Genomic DNA, 20,700 nt, shown 5'->3' with positions numbered 1-20,700 from the left:
TCCACCTACCGCTCGACGACGATCTTCCCGACGGTGCCGCCGGACTCGATGAGCCGGTGCGCCTCCCGCAGCGACGCCGCGGTCAGCCCCTGCAGGCGCCGCGTCTCGGTGGTCCGCAGCTCCCCGGCGTCCACGAGCCGGGACACCTCGTCCAGGATCTCCCGCTGCACCGTCGAGCCCGGTTCCGACAGCGGCCGGGTGAACATCAGCTCCCAGTGCCAGGCCTGCGACTTCGTCTTCAGCGGGAGCGTGTCCAGGCCCTCCGGCTCGTCGATGGCGACGACGATCCCGCGCGGGGTCATCAGCTCCGCGTAGGCCTCGACGTTGCCCGCCGACACCGGCGAGAACACGTACTGCACGCCGTCCGGGGCGACCTCGCGCACCGTGCCGACGAGGTCGTGGTGGTCGGCGACCGCGTGCGCACCCATCTGCCGCGCCCAGTCCGCGGACTCCGTGCGGGAGGCGGTGCCGACCAGCGTCAGCCCGGTGCGCCGGCCGAGCTGCAGGACCATCGACCCGACCCCGCCCGCGGCGGACACGACGAGCAGCGTCCCGGTGGTGTCGGCGGTGACGCGCAGGTGGTCGTGCAGGCACTCCCACGCGGTGATCGAGGTCAGCGGCAGCGCGGCCGCGGCGGCGAAGTCCAGGGTCGACGGCTTGCGCCCGACGATGCGGGAGTCGACGAGCTGGCGGTGGGCGTTGCTGCCGGGCCGGTCGATCGCGCCGGCGTAGTAGACCTCGTCGCCGGGGGCGTACCCCTGCACCCGGTCGCCCACCTCGACGACGACGCCCGCGGCGTCGAAGCCGAGGACCTTCGGCCCGTCGGCCGCGTCGAACGACGAGCGGACCTTGCCGTCCACCGGGTTCACCGAGACGGCGCGGACGTCGACGAGCAGGTCGTGCGGGCCGGGCGCACCGACCTCGATCTCGGCGTCGACGAGGCACTCGGGGTCGTCGACGGGCAGCGGTCGGGGCGCCACGACGGCGGGTACGGAAGCCATGACCGGACACTATCCGCCCCACCGGGCCGCCGCCCGACGCACCGATGCCCCCCGCTGGGCCGATCGGCCGATTTCGTGCCGCCGCAGGGGCGGCCCGGAGTACGATCGGGCGTCCCCTTCGGGAAGGAGGGCCGGATGTCGGACGGTGGCGGAGCGGTCCTCCGGATCGTCGGTCGCGTGTGCACCGCGCTGTGGGGCTACACGCCGGGGGTGATCCCGGCGATGGTCACCATGATGGGCAGCGGGCCCGCGCTGCGCTGGTTCGCGGCCAACTTCCCGCGCTTCCTGGTCACCCTGCGCGTGCTGGGCCCCGTACGCACCCACCTCGCCGGGCTCACGATCTCCCTGGTGAACGGGTGCACGTACTGCGCCTACGGTCGTGCGCACGCCCTGGAGCTGATCCACCTGCGCGACCGGGACCTGCTGTTCCCGCTCGATGCCCGCACCCTCGAGAGCTGGAACGGGCTGTCCCGCCGCGAGATCGGGCTGCGGCTGCGCGGTGTGCTCGAGGAGGCCGGGATGCACGCCGAGGTGATCTGGGTGAACCGCACCCTGGCCCTGCTCGACGGCGCCCCGCCCGTCGACGCCGACGAGCGCCGCATCGCCCACCTGTGCCGGATGGTCGGCACCATGAACGCGATCGCCGTCGCTGCGGGGACGACCCCGGACGGCGCCCACGACCCGGTCAACAAGGACGCCGCGCTGAAGGCCCGGCTGCTCGCCGCCCAGGGCGCCTGAGCATCCCGGACCGGCACCGGAGCCCGCCCCCACCGTCCGGACGGGGAGGGACCCGGCCGTCGGACGTGGTGCGGCGTGCCCGCGACCGCCTAGCGTGGAGCGGGCCCCCGCACGCACAGGAGCGATCCATGATCGGAACCGACCGGCTCTCCAACGACCTCGCCGGCTGGCTGGACCGCACCCTGGTGCAGCCCGGGATCCTGCCGGCCGAGCGTTTCGAGGAGGCGTTCGTCGCCTGCGTCGCGAGCGCCGCGAAGGACCCCGACCTCCCGGACGACGCGTGGCTCGCCTTCTACCGCAACACCCTCGACGCGCTGGCCGGTGAGCCCGAGCCCGGCGGCACCAACGCCGAGATGGCGCCGGTGCACGCCCGCGCCCGCTCCCTCGTGCTGGGCGAGGAGGTGCTGGAGCTCGGCTGCTGCTTCGGCTTCCTGTCGCTGCAGCTGGCCCGCGACGGCCATCGCGTCACCGCCACCGACCTGACCGGAGGCACCGTCGAGCTGCTGACCCGGATGGCGCCGCAGCTCGGCGCCGACGTCGAGACCCACGTCGCCGACGCGCGTGCCGTCGCCCTGCCCGACGGCTGCGCGGACACCGTGTTCGCCGTGCACCTCGTCGAGCACCTGTCCGAGTCCGACGGCGACGAGGTCGTCGTCGAGATGCTGCGCCTGGCCCGGCGACGGGTGGTCGTCGCCGTCCCGTTCGAGAACGAGCCGAACCCCGCCTGGGGTCACGTCCGGGTCTTCGACGAGCGCGTCCTGACCCGGATCGGGGAGCGCACCGGCCATCCGTTCACGGTGTCCGAGCACCACGGCGGCTGGCTGGTGATCGACCTCTGAGCAGGGCCTGGGTGAGTGCCTCCAGCGGCCCGCGGTCGTGGCGGCGCAGCCACCACCCCGCCGCCGCGGCCGACCCGGCGACGACGAGGACCCACATCCCGACCACCGCCCCGGTCCGCAGCGGCGCCGCGACACCGGCGAGCCCCCCGGCCACGCCGAGCCCCCAGGCGCCGAACAGCACCGCGGCCACGACGTTCTGGCCGACGTAGCAGCTCATCGCGGTCCGGCCGAGCGCGATGAGCCCGCACCGCACCGGACCGGCCGGGCCGCGCAGCCGGGCCAGGACCTCCGGGACCAGGCCGAGCAGCCCCAGCGCGACCAGCGGGGCGACCAGGTAGCGCTCGACGAGGAACCACGGGTCACCGCCCAGCGTGGTGAGCACCGTGAGCAGCGCGCCGGCCACCCCGGTGCCGATCATCCGTCGGCGCAGGGTGGTCGCACCGGCGTCGAACAGCCCGGCGCGCAGCAGCGCGGACCCGGCCAGGAACAGCACCACCGCCGACGGGACGATCAGCGCCAGCTCGACCCGGTACAGCAGCGGGTCGGCCAGCCGTGCGGCCACCTGCCCGGTCCAGGTCGCCGGGTACGGCGGGAGCGGCACGTCTGCGCCGGTGCTCCCGGCCGTCGCGACGGTCGCACCGCCCACCAGCAGCACCGTGACCGCCCCGGCGACGCAGGCGGCCGCCACCCGCACCCGCGCCGACCGCCCCACCAGCCACGCGACGAGCACCGAGGCGGTCGCGTAGCCCATCAGCACGTCGAACTCGAAGACCAGCACGTAGTGCAGCAGTCCCTCGGTGAACAGGATCGCGGCGCGGGCGAGGTGGCGGCCCGGCCACCGCAGGCCGCGGCGCACCGCCGAGCGGTACTGCAGCTCCATCCCGATCCCGAACAGCAGCGTGAGCAGCGCGAGGAACTTCCCGTTCGCGACGGCGCGGAGCGCGGTGTCGAGCCACCAGCCCCCGGCGAACCCGGCGAACACCGCGCCCGGCCCGCGCGGGTCGGCGAACACCCAGACGTTCGTCGCGAAGGTCCCGGCGATCGCGAGGCCACGGAGCACGTCCGGGGCGGCGAGGCGGTCACCGGACACCGGTGCGCTCCCGGTCCCCGCTGCCGGGGAAGACGGTCGCCCACAGCGGCCCCACGACGAACCAGATCCCGGCGGCCAGCGACGCCGTCGCGAGCCAGGACCACATCGGGTCCTCCGGCCAGGCGCCCGGCGCCGGGAACGTGCGGCCGCCGGCCACCGACAGCAGGACCAGCACCGCCGCTGTGACCACCCAGGCGGCGACGACCTTGCCGTACTCGCGCCACTCGTACCGCGTCCGGGCGACCCCGCCCCGGGGCGGGCGCACCGGTGCCGGGCCGCCCGCGAAGCGGTGGGCGCCCCGGACGTCGGCCCACCGCACCAGCGAGTGCCCGAACGCGACGGTGATCCCGAGGTAGAGCGCGGCCAGCCCGTGCACCCGCGACGGTGCGCCGCCGGTCGCGAGGTCCACCGTCGAGGCGGTGACCAGCACGAGGTCCATCAGCGGCACCCCCAGCAGCAGCACCGCCCCCAGGCCCCGGCGGCGCAGCACGTAGCGCGCCCCCAGCCCGGCCAGCAGGAACACCCAGAACCCGATCTCGGCACCGACGATCAGCCACAGCAGCGGCTCGGCGAACAAGGACTCCCCCATGGCCGGTGATCGTGCCGACCCGGCCGCGGTGACGCGTCCGGCGTGCGACCGATCCGCGCGTACCACCTTCGACGGACGCCGCGCGGGCGCCGGGCGTGCTGGGATGGGGTGTGATCACGTACCTGGTGAACCGCGACGGCGGCGCACCCTCGGTGCTGCGGGACGCCGGTACCGGCGTGGTGTGGTTCGTGGTCGGGCTGCTGCTGATCTGGGCGCTGCCCGACGCGGGGATCACCTGGTGGGGCGCGGACACCGGGGCGACGACGGCGTCGCTGCTGGTCATGGGGCTGGGCTGCGCCGCGTCGGCGGTGCGCCGGATCGCGGTGCCCGCCGGCCTGCTGGTCGGCACGGCGGCCCTGGTCGCGGGCCCCGTCCTGGGCGGCCGCACCGAGATCGGGACGGTGCTCGTGTTCACCGACCTGCTCTACTGCGCCGTGGTGTTCCCGCCACGGCGCACCGCGCGGGCGGTGGCCGTCGCCGCCGGTGGGGTCGCCACCGTCCTCGGTGTCGCCGCGCTGCTCGTGGCGGGCACCCGCACCGGCACCTACGCCGTGCTCAACCTGACGCTGGTGGTCGGGCTCCCGCTGGTCTGGGGGCTGGAGGTGCGCCGGTTCCGGGACCTGGCGGCCGTCGAGGGGGAACGGGCCGTCGCGGCGGAGCGGACGGCGGCCCGGGAGCGGGACGCCGCCGTCGCCGCGGAACGTGCCCGGATGGCCCGCGACCTGCACGACGTCGTCGCCGGGCGGCTGTCGGCGATCGCGCTGCAGTCCGAGGCGGCACTGCAGCCCGGCGCCGACCCCGCGCTGGTCCGGCGGGTGCTGGGGACGGTGCGGTCCTCCGGCGTCGCCGCGCTCGGGGAGATGCGCACGATGATCGGGCTGCTGCGCGACGGCGACACCACCGACCCGCCCGGGGCGCCCGCCCGGCTGTCCGAGGTCGACACCCTGCTCGACGAGGCCCGCGCCGCCGGCCTGTCCCCCGCCCTCGACGACGGTCGCGGTGCGGCCCCGCTGCCCGCCCCGGTCGACCTCGCCGGGTACCGGATCGTGCAGGAGTCGCTGACCAACGCGGCGAAGCACGCGCCCGGCTCGGACGCGACGGTGCACCTCGCCGTCACCCACGGCACCGCCGGCACCCCGCGCCGAGTGGCACACCAGGCACGCGGCCCGGCCCCGTCCGGGTCCGTGGTGTGCCACTCGACGAGCCGGCTGCTCGTCGAGGTGCGCAACGGCCCCGGCCGGCGTCCCGCGGCGGGCCCGGGGCTGCACGGCGGCACCGGGCTCGACGGGCTGCGCGAGCGCGCCCGGGCCGTCGGCGGCACCCTGCACGCGGGCCCCGACCACGACGGCTGGCTGGTCCGGGCCGACCTGCCCCTGGGCCCGGCACCGGCCCCGGACCCGACCCCGGACATCCGCACCGGCACCGGCACCGGCGAGGAGGTGGGGCGGTGACCATCCGGGTGGTCGTCGCCGACGACCAGGAGGCCGTCCGCACCGGGCTGGTGCTGATCCTCGGCTCGGCACCGGACATCGACGTCGTCGCCGAGGTCGCCGACGGGCTCGCCGCGGTGCGGGCCGCCGCCGAGCACCGGCCCGACGTGGTGCTGATGGACATCCGGATGCCCGGCATCGACGGCATCGAGGCCACCCGGCGGATCACCGGGAGCAGGCCCACCGGAACGGGCGCCGCCGGCACCGCGGCAGGGGCCACGCAGGTCCTGGTCCTGACCACTTTCGACCTCGACGAGCTCGTCGACGGCGCGCTCGCGGCGGGTGCCGGCGGGTTCCTGCTCAAGTCGGTCGACGCGGCCCGGCTCACCGACGGGGTCCGGGCCGTCGCCCGCGGCGAGGGCGTGCTGGCGCCGGAGGTGACCCGGCGGGTGATCCGCCGCTACGCGGGGGCGCCGCGGCCGTCGTCGGTGCCGGGGCTGGAGAGGCTCACCGCACGCGAGACCGACGTGCTCGCCGGGCTGGGCCGCGGGCTCTCGAACGCGGAGCTGTCCGCGGAGCTGATGATCTCGGAGGGGACGACGAAGACGCACGTCTCGCGCGTCCTCGCGAAGCTGGGCCTGCGCTCCCGCACCCAGGCCGCGATCGCCGCCCAGGAGGCGGGGCTGGTCCGTCCCGGGCCCTGACACGACCACGGCCCGCGCCCCGGGGAGGGACGCGGGCCGCGGGTGCGCGGGTCAGCGCGCGCCGTGCGCGGTCTCCAGGGCGCGGCGGGTCAGCACCTGCACCAGGTGGGTGCGGTAGGCGACCGACCCGTGGGTGTCGGCAGGCGGCTCGGCACCCTCGGCGGCCAGCGCGGCCGCCTCGGCGACCGACTTCCCGTCCTTCAGCGCCTGCTCCGTCGCGGTCGCCCGCAACGACGTCGACCCCATGTTGACCAGGCCGATGCGGTCGTCGGACACGGCGACGGCGACGATCGCCCAGTCGTTGCTGCGACGGGTGAACTTCTCGTACGCCCAGCCCTTGTCCCCGCAGCGCGGGATCCGGATCTCGACGATCAGCTCGTCGGGCTCGCGGACCGTGGTGAACACGCCGGTGTAGAACTCGCCGATCGGCACGGTCCGCTTCCCGCGCGGCCCCTGCAGGACGACGGTGGCGTCCAGCGCGAGCAGCGCGGCGGGCAGGTCCGCGGCCGGGTCGGCGTGGGCGACGGTGCCGCCCAGCGTGCCCCGGGCCCGGATCTGCGGGTCGCCGACGGTGCGGGCGACGGCCCCGAGCAGCGGGACCTCCTTCGCGACCTCGGCCGAGTCGACCACGTCGCGGTGCTTGGTCGCCGCACCGACGGCGAGCTCGTCGCCCTCGACGCGGATGTAGCTCAGCTCCGGCAGCCGGCCGATGTCGATCAGGAACTCCGGCGCGCCGAGGCGCACCTTCATGACCGGGATCAGGGAGTGGCCGCCGGCCAGGACGCTGGCGTCCTCGCCCTTCTCGGCGAGCAGCGCGATGGCGTCGTCGAGGGTGTCGGGGCGGGCGTAGTCGAACGCGAGGGGGATCATGCGCCGGCCTCCCCACGGGAGAAGGCGGGCGCGGTGCGCAGCGCGTCGGACTCGGCCTCGGCCTTCTGCGCGGCGTCCGGGTCCTTGCCCGCGGCGACGAGCACGGCGCGCACGATGTTGTGGTAACCGGTGCAGCGGCAGAGGTTGCCCTCCAGGCCCTCACGGACCTTCCGCTCGTCCAGGTCGTCGTCGTGGCTGATCAACGACACCGCGGACATGACCATGCCCGGGGTGCAGAAGCCGCACTGCAGCCCGTGCTCGGACCGGAACGCCGCGGTGACCGGGTGCTCGGGGCGGCCCTCGGACGCGCCGTCGAGCCCCTCCATGGTGGTGACCGACTGCTGGTCGGCCTGCACCGACAGCACGGTGCACGACTTGACCGCGTCACCGTCGAGCAGCACGGTGCACGCACCGCAGGACGTGGTGTCGCAGCCGATGTTGGTGGCCTTCAGCCCGACGGTCTCCCGCAGGTAGTGCGCGAGCAGCTGGCGGGGCTCCACGTCGGCGCTGGTGGGCTCACCGTTGACGGTGATCTCGACCTTCACTCGGACGCCTCCTGGGCAGCGTTGATGGCTTCCCAGACCCGCATCGGGGTCAGGGGCATGTCGATGTGCGTGACGCCGAGGTGGGACAGGGCGTCGATGACCGCGCTCTGGGTGGCGGGGGTGGAGCCGATCGTCCCGGCCTCGCCGATGCCCTTGTAGCCCATCGGGTTGACCGGCGTCGGGGTCGTCATCTCGACCAGGTCGAAGCTGGGCAGCTCGGCCGCCGACGGGATGCCGTAGTCGGCGAAGGTCCCGGTGAGCGGCTGGCCCTCCTCGTCGTACATGACCTCCTCGAGCAGCGCCTGCGCGATGCCCTGGGCGATCCCGCCGTGCCGCTGCCCGTCGCAGAGCAGCGGGTTGAGGATGGGGCCCGCGTCGTCGACGGCGATGATCTTCTCGACCGTCACCTTGCCGGACTCGGTGTCGACCTCGACGACGCAGACGTGCGCGCCGAACGGGAAGGTCGGCTTCTTACCGTCCCAGGTGGTGTCGACCTTGAGCTGCTCGGCGGCGGCCAGCTCCGCCAGCGTCACCGACTTCGCGCCGGGGACGCCCTTGACGGTGATCGCGGCGTTCGCCGGGTCGAGCTCCAGGTCCTCGACGCTCGCCTCGAGCAGGTCGGCCGCGCGCTGCTTGGCCAGGTCGATCAGCTCGGCCGAGGCCTGGTGCACCGCGACCCCGCCGGTCTGCAGCGACCGCGACCCCATGGTGCCGCCGCCGCGCGGGACGAGGTCGGTGTCGCCGTGCTTGACGGTGATCTTCTCGATCGGGACGCCGAGCTGGTCGGACGCGAGCATCGCCCACGCCGTCGCGTGCCCCTGGCCGTGCGGGGAGGTGCCGGTCAGCACGGTCACCGAGCCGTCCGGGTGCACCTCGACCGAGGCGTCCTCGGCGAACGCGCCACCACCGGTGATCTCGACGTAGGAGGACACGCCGATGCCGATCTGGCGGGCGTCGCCGGACTCGCGGCGAGCCTTCTGCTCGGCGCGCAGCCGGTCGTAGCCGGCGTTCTCCAGGGCGAGGTCGATCGCCTTGGCGTACTCGCCGGAGTCGTACTCCACCCCGCCCTTGGTCTGGAACGGGAACCGGTCCGGGGCGACGACGTTGAGCTTGCGGACCTCGGCCGGGTCCTTGCCGATCTCGGCCGCGAACAGGTCCATCGCACGCTCGATCGCGGCGGTCGCCTCGGGGCGGCCGGCGCCGCGGTAGGCGGCGACCGAAGTCGTGTTGGTGACGACGGCCTTCGCGCGGGAGTCGACGTGCTCGATGTCGTAGGTGCCGGGCGCCATCATCCGCGTGAACATCGGCAGGAAGGTGCCCAGGCGCGGGTAGGCGCCGAGGTCCTGCACGACGTCGAGCCGGTAGTGGGTGACCTTGCCCGCGCGGGTGCCGCCGATCGTGACGGTCTGGCGCTGGGCGCGGCCCTGCACCATGCCGGTCATGTTCTCGGAGCGGGACTCGTTCCAGCGGACCGGACGGCCCTGCTGCCGGGCGAGCCACGCGACGAGGGCGAACTCGGGGTCGGACCCGATCTTCGCGCCGAAGCCGCCGCCGACGTCCGGCAGGACGACCCGCACCTTCTCCTTGTCCAGACCCAGCCAGCCGGCGATCTCGTCGCGGCCGCCCTGGGCGTTCTGGTTGGACATGTAGACGGTGACGCGGTCGCCCTCCCAGAAGGCGCTCGCGGCGCGGGTCTCCAGCGGGGCCGCGGCCAGGCGCTGGTTCACCAGGTCCCGGGTGACGACGACCTCGCAGCCGTCGAAGAACGAGGCGTCCTGCTCCTCGTCGTGCCCGTAGGCGGCCGCGGTGTTGGTCCCGGCCTCCGGGAACAGCAGCGTCTCGTCGCGGGCGGCGGCCAGCGGGTCGATCACCACGTCCAGGGGCTCGTACTCGATGTCGACCAGCTCGGCCGCGTCCTCACCCTGGTAGAACTCCTCGGTGAGGACCGCGGCGACCGGCTCGCCGACGAACCGCACGCGGTCGGTCGCGAGGAACGGGCGGGTCATGGCCTTGTTCGCGCCCGGGAACAGCAGCGCCGGTGTGATGTCGAGGTCGGCCCCGGTGACGACGGCGACGACGCCGGGCGACGCGAGCGCCGCCGAGGTGTCGATCGAGGTGATCGTCGCGTGGGCGAGCGGGGAGCGGACGAGCGTCAGGTGCAACGCCCCGGTCAGCCGCTCCTCGGTCAGGTCGTCGGTGTAGGTCGCGCCGCGCGTGAGGAAGACCGGATCCTCGGTGCGGACGACGCGGGTGCCCAAGATGCTCATCGGACGCGAGCGTATACATCTCGACCGGCCTGTGCGATGCAGACCACAGCGCCCGATCCCCAGGTCAGGGCACCCTTCGCGGAGCGACGCGCGGGCTGATCACCGCATCTGCGGCACGCCGGGGGCCGGTCGGCCCCGACCTCGGACCTGTTGAGATCGCATCCATCTCGTATCCAAGGACCGGCGAGGGTCAGTCGCGTTCGTCCCACCACGGCCGTACGGCCCACAGCGCCGAGACCGGGCCGTGCCCGGCGCCCAGTGGGTAGGCCTGGCGGACCGCCTCGACGATGTAGCGCTTCCCGAACCGGACCGCCGCCTCCAGCTCCATCCCGCGGGCGAGCCCGGACGCGATCGCGGCGGCCAGGGAGTCCCCGCCGCCGTGGGTGTGGCCGGTGTCGAAGCGCGGGCCGGGCAGCTCGACGGCGGTCTCGCCGTCGTAGAGCAGGTCCAGGCAGCCGTCGGTGTCCTCGGCGAGGTGGCCGCCCTTCACCAGGACCGCGCGCGGGCCGAGCGCGTGCAGCGCCTTCGCCGCGGCGTACTGGCCCGCGCGGTCGTGGACGTCGTGCTCGACGAGCAGCCGGATCTCGTCGAGGTTCGGGGTGACCAGCGTGGCCCGCGGGAACAGCGTGTGCCGGTAGGCGTCCAGCGCCTCGGCGGCCAGCAGCGGGTCCCCGTGCATCGAGGCCGCGACCGGGTCGACGACGAACGGCGTGGCCAGACCGGCGCCGATGCCGCATCCGTCGCAGGCCCGCGCGACGGCCTCGATGATCTCGGCGTTCGCGAGCATCCCGGTCTTCGCGGCCTGCAGCCCGATGTCGGAGGCGACCGTGGAGATCTGCCCGGCGATCGTGTCGACCGGGATCGTGTGCACGCCGGTGACGCCCACCGAGTTCTGCACGGTCACCGCGCAGACGGCGAGGCAGCCGTGCACCCCGCAGGCGGCGAAGGTGCGCAGGTCCGCGGCGATGCCCGCGCCGCCGCCGGAGTCGGTCCCGGCGATCGTCATGACCCGCGGGGGTGTGGTGCCGACGGTGGGTTCCATGGACGTGTCCTCCCTGGCCGGCATTACCCGGCCGGTACGCGGTCGGCGACGCCGGTCCGGTGGGACCCGGCCGCCCTCTCAGCCCGCCTGCTCCGCGAGCTCCCGCGTCGTGCGTGGTCGCCGACGACGGTAGACGGTGCCGGGGCCGCGGGTGGGATCCCCGCGGCCCCGGCGGTGCACGTCCCGGTCCGGGCCTCAGTCCGTGGCGGAGATCGGCAGGTACACCCGGCCGCCCTCGTCCCGGAACTCCCCGGACTTCTCCGCCATCCCGGCCTCGATCGCCTCCACACTGGTCAGCCCGTGCGCCTCGGCGTAGTCCCGGACGTCCTGGGTGATCTTCATCGAGCAGAACTTCGGCCCGCACATCGAGCAGAAGTGCGCCGTCTTCGCGGGCTCGGCCGGCAACGTCTCGTCGTGGTAGGCGGTCGCGGTGTCCGGGTCGAGCGAGAGCGCGAACTGGTCACGCCAGCGGAACTCGAACCGGGCCTGCGAGAGCGCGTCGTCGCGGGCCTGGGCGTGCGGGTGGCCCTTGGCCAGGTCCGCGGCGTGCGCGGCGATCTTGTAGCTGATCACCCCGACCTTGACGTCGTCGCGGTTCGGCAGTCCCAGGTGCTCCTTGGGCGTGACGTAGCAGAGCATCGCGGTCCCGGCCTCGGCGATGCGGGCTGCGCCGATCGCGGAGGTGATGTGGTCGTAGCCGGGCGCGATGTCGGTGGCCAGCGGGCCGAGGGTGTAGAACGGCGCCTCGTCGCACCACTCCTCCTCCAGCCGCACGTTCTCGACGATCTTGTCCATCGGGACGTGGCCGGGACCCTCGATCATGACCTGCACGTCGTGGCCGCGGGCGATCCTCGTCAGCTCGCCGAGGGTGGCGAGCTCGGCGAGCTGGGCCTCGTCGTTCGCGTCGGCGATCGAGCCGGGGCGCAGGCCGTCGCCGAGGGAGAACGTGACGTCGTAGCGGCGCAGGATCTCGCACAGCTCGTCGAAGTGGGTGTAGAGGAACGACTCGGCGTGGTGCGCCAGGCACCACGCGGCCATGATCGACCCGCCGCGGGAGACGATCCCGGTGACCCGCTTCGCGGTGAGCGGCACGTGGCGCAGCAGCACGCCGGCGTGCACGGTCATGTAGTCCACGCCCTGCTCGCACTGCTCGAGCACGGTGTCGCGGTAGACCTCCCAGCTCAGGGCGGCCGGGTCACCGTTCACCTTCTCCAGGGCCTGGTAGATCGGGACGGTGCCGATGGGGACCGGCGAGTTGCGCAGGATCCACTCGCGGGTCTCGTGGATGTCCCGGCCCGTCGACAGGTCCATCACGGTGTCGGCACCCCACCGCGTCGCCCACACCATCTTCTCCACCTCCTCGGCGATCGAGGAGGTCACCGCGGAGTTGCCGATGTTGGCGTTGACCTTGGTGAGGAACCGCTTGCCGATGATCATCGGCTCGCACTCGGGGTGGTTGCGGTTGGCCGGGATCACGGCCCGGCCGCGGGCGACCTCGGCGCGGACGAGCTCCGCGTCGCACCGCTCGCGGACGGCGATGTAGGCCATCTCGGGGGTGACGATCCCGGCCCGCGCCCAGGACATCTGGGTCCCCGGCTCCCGCGACCCGACCCACGGCTCCCGCAGCCGGGGCAGCCCGGCGTGCAGGTCGACGGTCGCGTCGGAGTCGGTGTACGGGCCGGAGGTGTCGTAGACGTCGTGGTGCTCGCCGTTGGAGAGCGGGATCCGCCGGACCGGGACGGTGATGCCGTCGGGTCCGGGGATCCAGGCCTTGGCCGACCCCTGGATCGGGCCGGTGGTGACCTGCTGCGGGCGCACTGGTGCCGTTGTCATGACAGTCCTCCCTGGCCGGCATTACCCGGCCGGTTCTGCGGTCGGCGACCGGCGAGTCGCCCTCTCAGCCCCGCGCGACGGAGCTCCCGCGTGTTCAGTTGGTCGTGCACCCGCACCGTAGGCACCGTCCGGCGACGCGCACCAGCCCCTCACCCGGCTGCGAGGAATGATCACAGGAGGTATCGGGTTCTCCACCGTTATGACGCAGAACGCTGAGCTCTCCCCGACCGACTGGGTCCGCGAGCAGACCGAAAAGATCCTCGAGAACGGCACCACCGAGGGCGTCACGGTCATGGACCGTCCGATCATCCTGGTCACGACGACCGGCGCGAAGTCCGGCAAGCAGCGCTACGTGCCGGTGATGCGCGTCGAGCACGGCGGCTCGTACGCGATGATCGCGTCCAAGGGCGGCACCCCGGAGCACCCGGCCTGGTACCACAACGTCGTCGCGAACCCGCAGGTCCAGGTGCAGGACGGCACGCAGACCGGCACCTTCGTCGCCCGCGAGGTCACCGGGGACGAGCGCCAGGAGTGGTGGGACCGCTCCGTCGACGCCTACCCGCCCTACGCCGAGTACCAGGAGAAGACCTCCCGGATCATCCCGGTGTTCGTGCTGGAGCCCGCGAGCTGAGCCCGGCGCCCGCGCTCCCGGTCCGCACCGGGCGCGCGGGCGGCCCCTCAGGCCGTGGCGACGCCGTGCGCGGGCTCGACCCGTCCGGCGCGGCGCATCGGCCCCACCGAGGCGACCACGGCGACGGCGACCACCACGGCGGCCAGCCCGCCGAGCTGGCCCAGCGGCAGCGCCGTGACCGACCCGATGCCGGTCGCCCGCAGTGCCAGCAGGCCGTAGACACCGCCCAGCACGACGCCGAGCACCGCCGCGACCGCACCGGCGAGTGCCGCCTCGAACGCCACCGCCCGCCGGGCCGCGGCCCGCGACAGACCGAGCGTGCGCAGCAGTGCGATCTCCCGGGTCCGCTCGCTGACCGACAGCGCGAGGGTCACCCCGACCCCCACGACGGCGACGAGCAGCGTGATCCCGACCAGCCCCAGCCCGATCCCGCGGACCGCCCCGACCGCGGACCCGGTCTGCTCCCGCAGCTCCGCGGTGAACGTGACGGGCGCCTCGCCCGCGGCCCGCACCACCGCCGTACGCACCGCGACCGGGTCGGCCCCCGGCGCCGGGTCGACGAGCACCGTGCCGTCGGACACCCTCGCGGTCAGCCCGGGCTCGGCGTCGAGCCGGGCCACGAGCGTCGCGGCCTCGGCGTCGTCGCCGGCGAACACGACGACGTCGGCAGGGTAGTTCCGTTCGATCGACGCCGTCGCGTCGGCCGAGGCGCCGGCCACGGCCACCAGCAGCGCCGCGGTCAGGCCCACGCCCAGTGACAGCACCGTCGTCATCGCCGCGGTGCGCCGCGACATCCGCCGCGCGTTGCCCACCGCGATCCGGCCCGGTGCCCAGCGTGCGACGACCGGCGCCACCAGCGCCGCCGCCCCGGACACCACGAACGGCCCGGTCACCACGAGCGCCGCGAACACCAGCATCCCGGACAGCGCGGCCAGCGCCGTCCCCGCCAGCGGGCTCCCCATGCCCACCCCGGCGACGGCGAGGACCACGGCCAGGACGAGCGCGACCGCGGCGAGCGGCAGCCGTACCCGGGCCCGCGGTGCACGGGCCCCGCTCGCGTCCGCCGCGCCGAGCGCCACCACCGGCGGGGTCCGCCCGGCGGCGAGGGCCGGGGCCAGCGCGGCCGCCACCGTCACGAGGACCGCCGGCAGTACGCACCCCGCGAGCCGCCCCCACGGCACCACGAGCGCCGGGGCGTCCAGCCCGGCCGCGCCCGCCGCCGCGAGGACGGCCCACCCGCCCGCGACGGCCACGAGCGCCCCGGCGACCCCCGCGACCAGCCCGGTGAGCGCCGCCTCGACCAGCACCGACCGCGTCACCTGCCCGCGGCCCGCGCCGACGCAGCGCAGCAGCGCCAGCTCACGGGTACGGCGGGCCAGGACGATCCGGAACGTCGAGGCGACCACCACGGCCGCGGCGACCAGCGCCAGCCCGACGAACACCGACAGCCCGGCGAGCAGCGCGTCCGCCGACGCCGAGGCCGACGCCAGGTCCTCGGTGCGCTGGTCGTCGGCGGTCCGGACCCCGGTGACGCCCGGGACGGCGGCGAGCGCGGCCGGGTCCGGGTCCCCCGCGACGGCGGTCCGGAAGCCGGACAGACCGGCGGCGGCCGGGTCGTCGTCGCGCACGACGAGCACGTCGCCGTACTCCGACCGGACCGGCACCACCCCGGTGACGGTCAGCGTGCGGTCGCCGAGGCCGACGGTGGCGCCGGGGGCGAGCCCGGTGCGTTCCGCGGTGCCCGCCCCGATCAGCGCCTCCCCCGGCCCGGACGGCAGGCGACCGGCCGTCACCGGCTCCAGCCCCTGCAGCGGCCCGGTCATCGGGTCGGTGCTCAGCAGCCAGGTGCCGCTCGCACCGCCCGCGACGACGGCGGCCGTCCCCGACCGGGCGGTCGACACCGCGGTCACGCCCGACACCGCGCGCAGCCGGTCCTCCAGCTCCGTGGTGGCGGCCCCGGCAGAGGTGTCGGTCTCCACGGCGAACGTCGCGCCCGCGGGCACCGAGGACGTGCTCCCGACGAGGTCGGCCCGCAGGCTCGCGGTCAGCAGCACCGCACCGGCGGCGAACACCGTCGCCACCAGCACGGCCAGCCCGGTCAGCAGCAGCCGCCGCGGACTGCGCCGGGCACCGGCGACCGCGGCGCGGGTGGCGGGGTTCACCGGGTCACCGGCCCGGTGGCCGTGACGTCGGACAGGGCGGGGTCGTCGGCGCCGGTCAGCGCGCCCATCGCGGACAGCACCCGGTCCGGGGTGGGCCGGTCCAACCGGCCGGCGGCACGGCCGTCGCGCAGCAGCAGGACCTGGTCCGACGCGGAGGCGGCGATCGGGTCGTGGGTGACCATGACGACGGTCTGGCCGTAGTCGTCGACGCAGGCCCGCAGCAGACCCAGCAGTTCGCGCCCGGAACGCGTGTCGAGCGCACCGGTCGGCTCGTCGGCGACGACGATCTCCGGGCGGCCGAGCAGCGCCCTGGCCACCGCGACGCGCTGACGCTGCCCGCCGGACAGCTCCGAGGGCAGGTGGGTGAGCCGGTCGGCGATGCCGAGCCGTTCGACGAGCTCGGCCCGCCAGGCGTGGTTCGGCCTGCGCCCGGCCAGGGAGGCGGCCAGGTCGATGTTCTCGCCCGCGGTGAGGTGCGGCAGCAGGTTGCCGTCCTGGAAGACGAAGCCCATCCGGTCGCGCCGGACGCGGGTCAGCGCGGTGTCGTCGAGGCTCCCGAGGTCGGTCCCGCCCAGCAGCACCTGCCCGGACGTGGGCCGGTCCAGCCCGGCCAGGCAGTGCAGCAGTGTCGACTTGCCCGATCCGCTCGGGCCCATCACCGCGGTGAACCGCCCCGCGGGCAGCCACAGGGTGACGCCGTCGAGCGCGCGGACCGTGGCGCGCCCCCGCCCGTAGGTGCGCACCAGGTTCACCGTCGCCGCGGCGACCTGCGACGGCACGTCGGCCGGATTCCTCAACCCCTCGATCATGACGACGAGGCTGCCGCTCGACGGGGTCCGGGGCATCGGCCCGTGGTAGGGCGTTGCCCGACCGGGTCGTCGTACTTCCGACCGAGGTCGGAGGGTCGCCGCCCGCCCTACGGTGTGTCCCATGAGCACCGCACCACGCCGCGGCCGCCCGCTCCTGGCCGGGCTCGAGCTGCTCGCCTACCTGTTCTGGGCGGGGTGCGACGCCGTCCTGGCGATGAACTACGTGGGCTTCTGGGTGCCGAGCGGAGCGGTGTACGGCCTGCTCGTGGCAGGCGTGGTGCTCCTCCGGTACCGGACGGGCAGCACGGCACTCCCCGTGGCGGTGGTCGCCTACGGGCTGTCCGCAGCCGGCTCGGTCGCGGGGCTGGTGACCGGCGGGATCCCGTTCGTGTCGCTGACCGAGCTGTTCGCGCTGGCCGTGGTCACGGTGTCGGTCGTGCGGACCGCACCGGTCCGGGTCGTGCTCGCGACGGCGGTGGTGTCGCTGTGCCTCATCGTGGGCATGCCGCTGCTGCGCGTGCCGGACATCGACCGCGAGGTGTTCGCCAGCCTGACCGTGGTCGGCTGGGCCGGGACGATGGTCGTCGCGACCGCGGCGCGCGAGCTGTGGCAGCGCCGCTCGGCCCGGCTCGCCCAGGCCCGCAACGACGAGCGCCTGGAGCTGGCCCGCGAGCTGCACGACACCGTCGCCCACCACGTGACCGCGATCGTGGTGGCCGCGCAGGCCGGGGTCGTCGTCGCGGGGAGCCGCCCGGAGGAGGCCGGCCGGGCGCTGGAGTCCATCGAGCGGGCCGGCGCCGAGGCCCTCGACGGGATGCGCCGCATGGTCGGGGTGCTGCGCGCCGGTGCCGACGGCGGCGCCGACCGCGCCCCCGGCCACGACGTCGCCGACGTCGAGGACGTCGTCGCGCGGTTCGACCCCGAGCGGACCCGCACCCGGCTGGAGATCGCCCCCGAGGTACGGACCGCCGTGCTCGGGCCCGCGGTCGCGGCGACCGCGTTCCGGGTGGTGCGCGAGGCCCTGACCAACGTGCACCGGCACGCCCCCGGCGCGACGACGGTGTCGGTCGGCGTGCACCTGCAGGCCGGGAGACTGGTGACCGTGGTGCACAACGACGGGACCGGGACCGAGAACCCGCTGCGCGACCCGGGCGGGTTCGGGCTGGCCGGGATGCGTGAGCGGGTGGAGGCCCTCGACGGCTCGCTGCACGCCGGGCCGGACGGGCCCGGCCGGTGGATCGTCGTCGCCGAGGTGCCCGCCGGGGCGGGCCGGTGACCGCGATCCGCGTCCTGCTCGCCGACGACCAGGAGATGGTGCGCACCGGCTTCGGGCTGATCCTCTCCGCCGAGGACGGCATCGAGGTCGTCGGCGAGGCCGCGACCGGCACCGACGCCGTCGCCATGGCCCGCGAGCTGCGCCCGGACGTCGTGCTCATGGACGTCCGGATGCCGGGGATGGACGGGATCGCCGCGACCCGCGCGCTGACCGCGGACCCGTTCCCCCCGCGGATCGTGGTGGTGACGACCTTCGACCTCGACGAGTACGTCTACGGCGCGCTGCGCTCGGGGGCCTGCGGGTTCCTGCTGAAGACGGCAGGCCCGCGGCTGCTCGTCGAGGCGGTCCGGGCCGCCGCGGCGGGCGACGCCCTGGTGTCGCCGTCGGTCACCGTGCGGCTGCTGGAGCGGCTGACCGAGCCGGAGCCGGCCCGTGCCGAGGTCCACGCCGCGCTGTCACCGCGCGAGCTGGAGGTGGTGAAGGCGGTCGCCCGGGGCCGGACGAACTCCGAGATCGCCGGGGACCTGTTCGTCTCGCTGTCCACGGTGAAGACCCACATCGCCAACATCGGGTCCAAGCTGGACGCCCGCAACCGGGTGGAGATCGCGGCGTGGGCCTGGGAGAACCGGCTGGTCGAGTAGGGCCGGACCCCTCAGGCCCGGGCCGCGCTCCGGCCGACCGGGGCGAGCGGGCCGCGCGGCGCGGGGATCCGCAGCGATGCGGCGACGTCGCCGAGCGCCTCCGGGTAGGCGGCCGGCGCGACCGGCAGCGCGGGGACGTCGGTGTCGAGCACGGCACCGGCGGAGCGGGCGCGGTCGTGGTCGGAGGCGTGGGCGTCCCACAGCTCGAACAGCGGCTGCGCGGCCATGACCAGCAGCACCGCGAGGACGGGGGCGACGGCGAGGATCGAGAGCAGCATGGGGACCACGGTGCCCGCCGGGGGCGCCCCGCCACATCGGCCGCGGGGCCGGTCTCCCGGGCCGACCCCTAGTACCGGGGTATGACTCCCGGGGTCGGACCCGGGGTCATCCCCGGGGGACGTCCTCGGCCTCGACGGCCGACGGGTCCCACGAGTCCGACGGCGAGCCCCAGCCGTTGCGCTTGAGCATCTTCTTCGCCGCGCGCCGGTGGCGGCCCATCAGCCGGTCCAGGTACAGGTGACCATCGAGGTGGTCGGTCTCGTGCTGCAGGCACCGGGCGAAGAACCCGCGCCCCTCGTAGGAGACCGGCGCACCGTCGAGATCGGTGCCGGTGACCCGGGCCCACGCCGCCCGGCCGGTCGCGAAGTTCTCGCCGGGCACCGACAGGCAGCCCTCCTGGTCGTCGTCCGGGTCGGGCATGACCTCCGGGATCCCGTCGGTCTCCAGCACCGGGTCGACCACGACACCGCGCCGCATCGTGCGCGTCCCCTCGTCGGGGCAGTCGAAGACGAACAGCCGCAGGTCCACTCCCACCTGGTTGGCCGCGAGCCCGACGCCGTTCGCCGCGGCCATCGTCTCGAACATGTCCTCGACCAGCGTCCGGATCGTGTCGTCGACCGTGCCGACGGGGCGGGTGGGGGTGTGGAGCACGGGGTCGCCGACCATGCGGATGCGCAGAACCGTCACCGGAGCAGCCTACGGTCGCCGCCGGGCGTGACCCGGCCGGGCGGTTTCGGTGTCGTCCGACCCGCCCTCCAGGCGCGTCGCAGCCCGGGACCGTCGGTCCCCTGTGGTTGAATCCGCACCGCGAATGACAGACGTGTCGTTCGTCGTCGCGGCGCCCGGGCGGGGCCGCCGCAGCACGAGATCGTCGTCCGCTCGAGGAGCGTGATGGAGTCCGCCGGGTCCCTGCCGGAACGCCGCGGAGCGCACCGGCGCACCGCTGCCGCGTCCCCCCGCGAGCTCGACCGTCGCGAACGCGAGATCCTCGCGTTCGAGGCCCAGTGGTGGAAGTACGCGGGCGCCAAGGAACAGGCGATCCGCGAGCTCTTCGACATGTCGGCCACCCGCTACTACCAGGTGCTGAACGCCCTGGTCGACAAGCCCGAGGCGCTGGCGGTGGACCCGCTGCTGGTCAAGCGTCTGCGCCGGCTGCGTTCCAGCAGGCAGCGCACCCGCGCCGCCCGTCGCCTCGGCCTCGAGCCCTGACAGCCAGGAGGTCACGATGACCGCACCCGCGTCCGGCGGGCAGTCACCGCTGAAGATCGCCGGTATCGCGCTGATCGGCGTCGGTGTGGTCGCCGCTGTCGTCGGCCTGATCGGCCTCACCGGCGGCGGTGAGGACGGCGGCAACCAGGCCGCGCCCCCGTCGGCGTCGGCCGAGCCGGCCCCGGTGCCGGCCCCCGCTCCGGGGGACGGCACCGGCGACGGCGCCACGCCCGGCACCGGTGGCACCCCCGCCCCGGGCACCCCCGGGGAGACCTCGCCGTTCACCCCCGGAGCGCCCGGCACGCCGGGCTCCCCGGGTACGACGGCGCGGGCCCGGCCGTCGCCGCGCCGCCCGCCGCGGGCTCCGGCTCCGCGGGCCAGGGCGGCTCCGGTTCCGCAGCCGGTGAGGGGTCCGCCGTCGCGGCCCGCCCGGTCGTGCGGATCTACAACAACTCGACCATCCGCGGTCTCGCCGAGAAGGCGGCCGGGGAGTTCCGCACCAACGGCTGGACCGTGTCCCAGGTGCAGAACTACTCCCAGGGCGTCATCCCGACCACGACCGTCTACTACCGGCAGGGCACCGGCGAGAAGGCCGCCGCCGAGGAGATCGCGAAGAAGTTCGGTATCCGTTCCGAGCCCCGCTTCGACGGCATTCAGGACGCGACGCCCGGCGTCATCGTGATCGTGACGCGGGACTTCTCCGCCGCCTGACGTTCCACACGCACGACGGCCCCGGACGCCTCCG

Annotated in this window: 21 protein-coding genes; 9 read left to right on the top strand and 12 right to left on the bottom strand. The window is 74.9% G+C overall.

Features of this window, described 5'->3' with window-relative positions; all coding sequences use genetic code 11:
* Window positions 1–5: 5 nt before the first annotated feature.
* Window positions 6–1,001 carry a zinc-binding alcohol dehydrogenase family protein gene (locus AC0GKK_RS18175; protein WP_251782914.1) on the bottom strand — a complete coding sequence of 332 codons (996 nt, stop codon included), beginning with the start codon at window positions 999–1,001 and terminating at the stop codon, window positions 6–8.
* A 177-nt stretch (window positions 1,002–1,178) separates the two neighbouring features.
* Here AC0GKK_RS18175 and AC0GKK_RS18170 point away from each other — a divergent pair, with 177 nt between their 5' ends.
* The gene (locus AC0GKK_RS18170) at window positions 1,179–1,739 is read left to right on the top strand and encodes a hypothetical protein (protein WP_482638459.1); all 561 of its coding nucleotides are present in this window, start codon (window positions 1,179–1,181) and stop codon (window positions 1,737–1,739) included.
* 128 nt (window positions 1,740–1,867) lie between these two features.
* Entirely contained in the window at window positions 1,868–2,578 is a 711-nt protein-coding gene (mftM, locus tag AC0GKK_RS18165) for a mycofactocin oligosaccharide methyltransferase MftM (protein WP_073576643.1), read from the top strand.
* On the opposite strand, the gene AC0GKK_RS18160 is transcribed toward mftM, so the two are convergent.
* Window positions 2,532–3,668, bottom strand: coding sequence for a DUF418 domain-containing protein (locus AC0GKK_RS18160; protein ID WP_489882180.1), 1,137 nt, complete (start codon window positions 3,666–3,668; stop codon window positions 2,532–2,534). The two genes, mftM and AC0GKK_RS18160, sit on opposite strands and share 47 nt — an antisense overlap.
* Entirely contained in the window at window positions 3,658–4,257 is a 600-nt protein-coding gene (locus AC0GKK_RS18155; RefSeq protein WP_489882179.1) for a hypothetical protein, read from the bottom strand. Before AC0GKK_RS18155 ends, AC0GKK_RS18160 begins: the two co-directional genes overlap by 11 nt.
* A 110-nt stretch (window positions 4,258–4,367) precedes the next feature.
* Here AC0GKK_RS18155 and AC0GKK_RS18150 point away from each other — a divergent pair, with 110 nt between their 5' ends.
* Window positions 4,368–5,708, top strand: coding sequence for a sensor histidine kinase (locus AC0GKK_RS18150; RefSeq protein WP_489882178.1), 1,341 nt, complete (start codon window positions 4,368–4,370; stop codon window positions 5,706–5,708).
* On the top strand, window positions 5,705–6,391 hold the full coding sequence (locus AC0GKK_RS18145; protein ID WP_489882177.1) for a response regulator: 687 nt from the start codon (window positions 5,705–5,707) through the stop codon (window positions 6,389–6,391). The genes AC0GKK_RS18150 and AC0GKK_RS18145 overlap by 4 nt, the downstream gene beginning before the upstream one ends.
* A 51-nt stretch (window positions 6,392–6,442) precedes the next feature.
* Here the strand turns inward: AC0GKK_RS18145 and AC0GKK_RS18140 are convergent, their stop codons facing one another.
* The 5 genes from AC0GKK_RS18140 to thiC all read right to left on the bottom strand — a co-directional run bounded on the left by AC0GKK_RS18140 (window position 6,443) and on the right by thiC (window position 12,948).
* Window positions 6,443–7,261 carry an FAD binding domain-containing protein gene (locus tag AC0GKK_RS18140; protein ID WP_482638461.1) on the bottom strand — a complete coding sequence of 273 codons (819 nt, stop codon included), beginning with the start codon at window positions 7,259–7,261 and terminating at the stop codon, window positions 6,443–6,445.
* The gene (locus AC0GKK_RS18135; protein WP_073576649.1) at window positions 7,258–7,806 is read right to left on the bottom strand and encodes a (2Fe-2S)-binding protein; all 549 of its coding nucleotides are present in this window, start codon (window positions 7,804–7,806) and stop codon (window positions 7,258–7,260) included. The genes AC0GKK_RS18140 and AC0GKK_RS18135 overlap by 4 nt, the downstream gene beginning before the upstream one ends.
* Entirely contained in the window at window positions 7,803–10,073 is a 2,271-nt protein-coding gene (locus AC0GKK_RS18130) for a xanthine dehydrogenase family protein molybdopterin-binding subunit (protein WP_489882176.1), read from the bottom strand. Before AC0GKK_RS18130 ends, AC0GKK_RS18135 begins: the two co-directional genes overlap by 4 nt.
* 190 nt (window positions 10,074–10,263) lie before the next feature.
* Window positions 10,264–11,115 (bottom strand): bifunctional hydroxymethylpyrimidine kinase/phosphomethylpyrimidine kinase, encoded by an 852-nt coding sequence (thiD, locus tag AC0GKK_RS18125; protein ID WP_489882175.1) that lies wholly within the window; start codon window positions 11,113–11,115, stop codon window positions 10,264–10,266.
* Between the two features lie 195 nt (window positions 11,116–11,310).
* Entirely contained in the window at window positions 11,311–12,948 is a 1,638-nt protein-coding gene (thiC, locus tag AC0GKK_RS18120) for a phosphomethylpyrimidine synthase ThiC (RefSeq protein ID WP_251782920.1), read from the bottom strand.
* 199 nt (window positions 12,949–13,147) lie between these two features.
* On the opposite strand from thiC, the gene AC0GKK_RS18115 reads away from it, so the two are divergent.
* Window positions 13,148–13,579 (top strand): nitroreductase family deazaflavin-dependent oxidoreductase, encoded by a 432-nt coding sequence (locus AC0GKK_RS18115; protein ID WP_251782921.1) that lies wholly within the window; start codon window positions 13,148–13,150, stop codon window positions 13,577–13,579.
* A gap of 47 nt (window positions 13,580–13,626) precedes the next feature.
* Here the strand turns inward: AC0GKK_RS18115 and AC0GKK_RS18110 are convergent, their stop codons facing one another.
* Window positions 13,627–15,741 (bottom strand): FtsX-like permease family protein, encoded by a 2,115-nt coding sequence (locus AC0GKK_RS18110; RefSeq protein WP_489882174.1) that lies wholly within the window; start codon window positions 15,739–15,741, stop codon window positions 13,627–13,629.
* Window positions 15,738–16,550, bottom strand: coding sequence for an ABC transporter ATP-binding protein (locus AC0GKK_RS18105; protein WP_226367756.1), 813 nt, complete (start codon window positions 16,548–16,550; stop codon window positions 15,738–15,740). The genes AC0GKK_RS18110 and AC0GKK_RS18105 overlap by 4 nt, the downstream gene beginning before the upstream one ends.
* A 121-nt stretch (window positions 16,551–16,671) precedes the next feature.
* On the opposite strand from AC0GKK_RS18105, the gene AC0GKK_RS18100 reads away from it, so the two are divergent.
* Both AC0GKK_RS18100 and AC0GKK_RS18095 read left to right on the top strand, forming a co-directional pair.
* Window positions 16,672–17,826, top strand: coding sequence for a sensor histidine kinase (locus AC0GKK_RS18100; RefSeq protein ID WP_489882173.1), 1,155 nt, complete (start codon window positions 16,672–16,674; stop codon window positions 17,824–17,826).
* 35 nt (window positions 17,827–17,861) lie between these two features.
* A complete protein-coding gene (locus tag AC0GKK_RS18095; RefSeq protein ID WP_251783011.1) occupies window positions 17,862–18,467 on the top strand; it encodes a response regulator transcription factor in 606 nt (201 codons plus the stop codon).
* A gap of 11 nt (window positions 18,468–18,478) precedes the next feature.
* Here the strand turns inward: AC0GKK_RS18095 and AC0GKK_RS18090 are convergent, their stop codons facing one another.
* Both AC0GKK_RS18090 and AC0GKK_RS18085 read right to left on the bottom strand, forming a co-directional pair.
* Window positions 18,479–18,745 carry a hypothetical protein gene (locus tag AC0GKK_RS18090; protein WP_489882172.1) on the bottom strand — a complete coding sequence of 89 codons (267 nt, stop codon included), beginning with the start codon at window positions 18,743–18,745 and terminating at the stop codon, window positions 18,479–18,481.
* 106 nt (window positions 18,746–18,851) lie between these two features.
* Window positions 18,852–19,433: a peptide deformylase gene (locus AC0GKK_RS18085; protein ID WP_489882171.1), complete on the bottom strand. Its 582-nt coding sequence runs from the start codon at window positions 19,431–19,433 to the stop codon at window positions 18,852–18,854.
* Window positions 19,434–19,637: 204 nt separating this feature from the next.
* On the opposite strand from AC0GKK_RS18085, the gene AC0GKK_RS18080 reads away from it, so the two are divergent.
* On the top strand, window positions 19,638–19,955 hold the full coding sequence (locus tag AC0GKK_RS18080; RefSeq protein ID WP_100878847.1) for a DUF3263 domain-containing protein: 318 nt from the start codon (window positions 19,638–19,640) through the stop codon (window positions 19,953–19,955).
* 435 nt (window positions 19,956–20,390) lie between these two features.
* Window positions 20,391–20,666: a LytR C-terminal domain-containing protein gene (locus AC0GKK_RS18075; RefSeq protein ID WP_489882170.1), complete on the top strand. Its 276-nt coding sequence runs from the start codon at window positions 20,391–20,393 to the stop codon at window positions 20,664–20,666.
* Window positions 20,667–20,700: the final 34 nt, after the last annotated feature.

It is taken from the genome of Pseudonocardia sp. P-1 (assembly GCF_058111925.1).
Note: the sequence above shows the minus strand (reverse complement) of the source record. Positions and strands in the feature narration are given on the sequence as shown.

Bases quoted from the DNA above. Each gene is read 5' to 3' on its own strand.
- AC0GKK_RS18175 (WP_251782914.1), bottom strand. From the start codon at position 1,001: ATGGCTTCCGTACCCGCCGTCGTGGCGCCCCGACCGCTGCCCGTCGAC.
- mftM (WP_073576643.1), top strand. From the start codon at position 1,868: ATGATCGGAACCGACCGGCTCTCCAACGACCTCGCCGGCTGGCTGGAC.
- AC0GKK_RS18155 (WP_489882179.1), bottom strand. From the start codon at position 4,257: ATGGGGGAGTCCTTGTTCGCCGAGCCGCTGCTGTGGCTGATCGTCGGT.
- AC0GKK_RS18140 (WP_482638461.1), bottom strand. From the start codon at position 7,261: ATGATCCCCCTCGCGTTCGACTACGCCCGCCCCGACACCCTCGACGAC.
- AC0GKK_RS18130 (WP_489882176.1), bottom strand. From the start codon at position 10,073: ATGAGCATCTTGGGCACCCGCGTCGTCCGCACCGAGGATCCGGTCTTC.
- thiD (WP_489882175.1), bottom strand. From the start codon at position 11,115: ATGGAACCCACCGTCGGCACCACACCCCCGCGGGTCATGACGATCGCC.
- thiC (WP_251782920.1), bottom strand. From the start codon at position 12,948: ATGACAACGGCACCAGTGCGCCCGCAGCAGGTCACCACCGGCCCGATC.
- AC0GKK_RS18115 (WP_251782921.1), top strand. From the start codon at position 13,148: ATGACGCAGAACGCTGAGCTCTCCCCGACCGACTGGGTCCGCGAGCAG.
- AC0GKK_RS18105 (WP_226367756.1), bottom strand. From the start codon at position 16,550: ATGATCGAGGGGTTGAGGAATCCGGCCGACGTGCCGTCGCAGGTCGCC.
- AC0GKK_RS18100 (WP_489882173.1), top strand. From the start codon at position 16,672: ATGAGCACCGCACCACGCCGCGGCCGCCCGCTCCTGGCCGGGCTCGAG.
- AC0GKK_RS18095 (WP_251783011.1), top strand. From the start codon at position 17,862: ATGGTGCGCACCGGCTTCGGGCTGATCCTCTCCGCCGAGGACGGCATC.
- AC0GKK_RS18090 (WP_489882172.1), bottom strand. From the start codon at position 18,745: ATGCTGCTCTCGATCCTCGCCGTCGCCCCCGTCCTCGCGGTGCTGCTG.
- AC0GKK_RS18080 (WP_100878847.1), top strand. From the start codon at position 19,638: ATGGAGTCCGCCGGGTCCCTGCCGGAACGCCGCGGAGCGCACCGGCGC.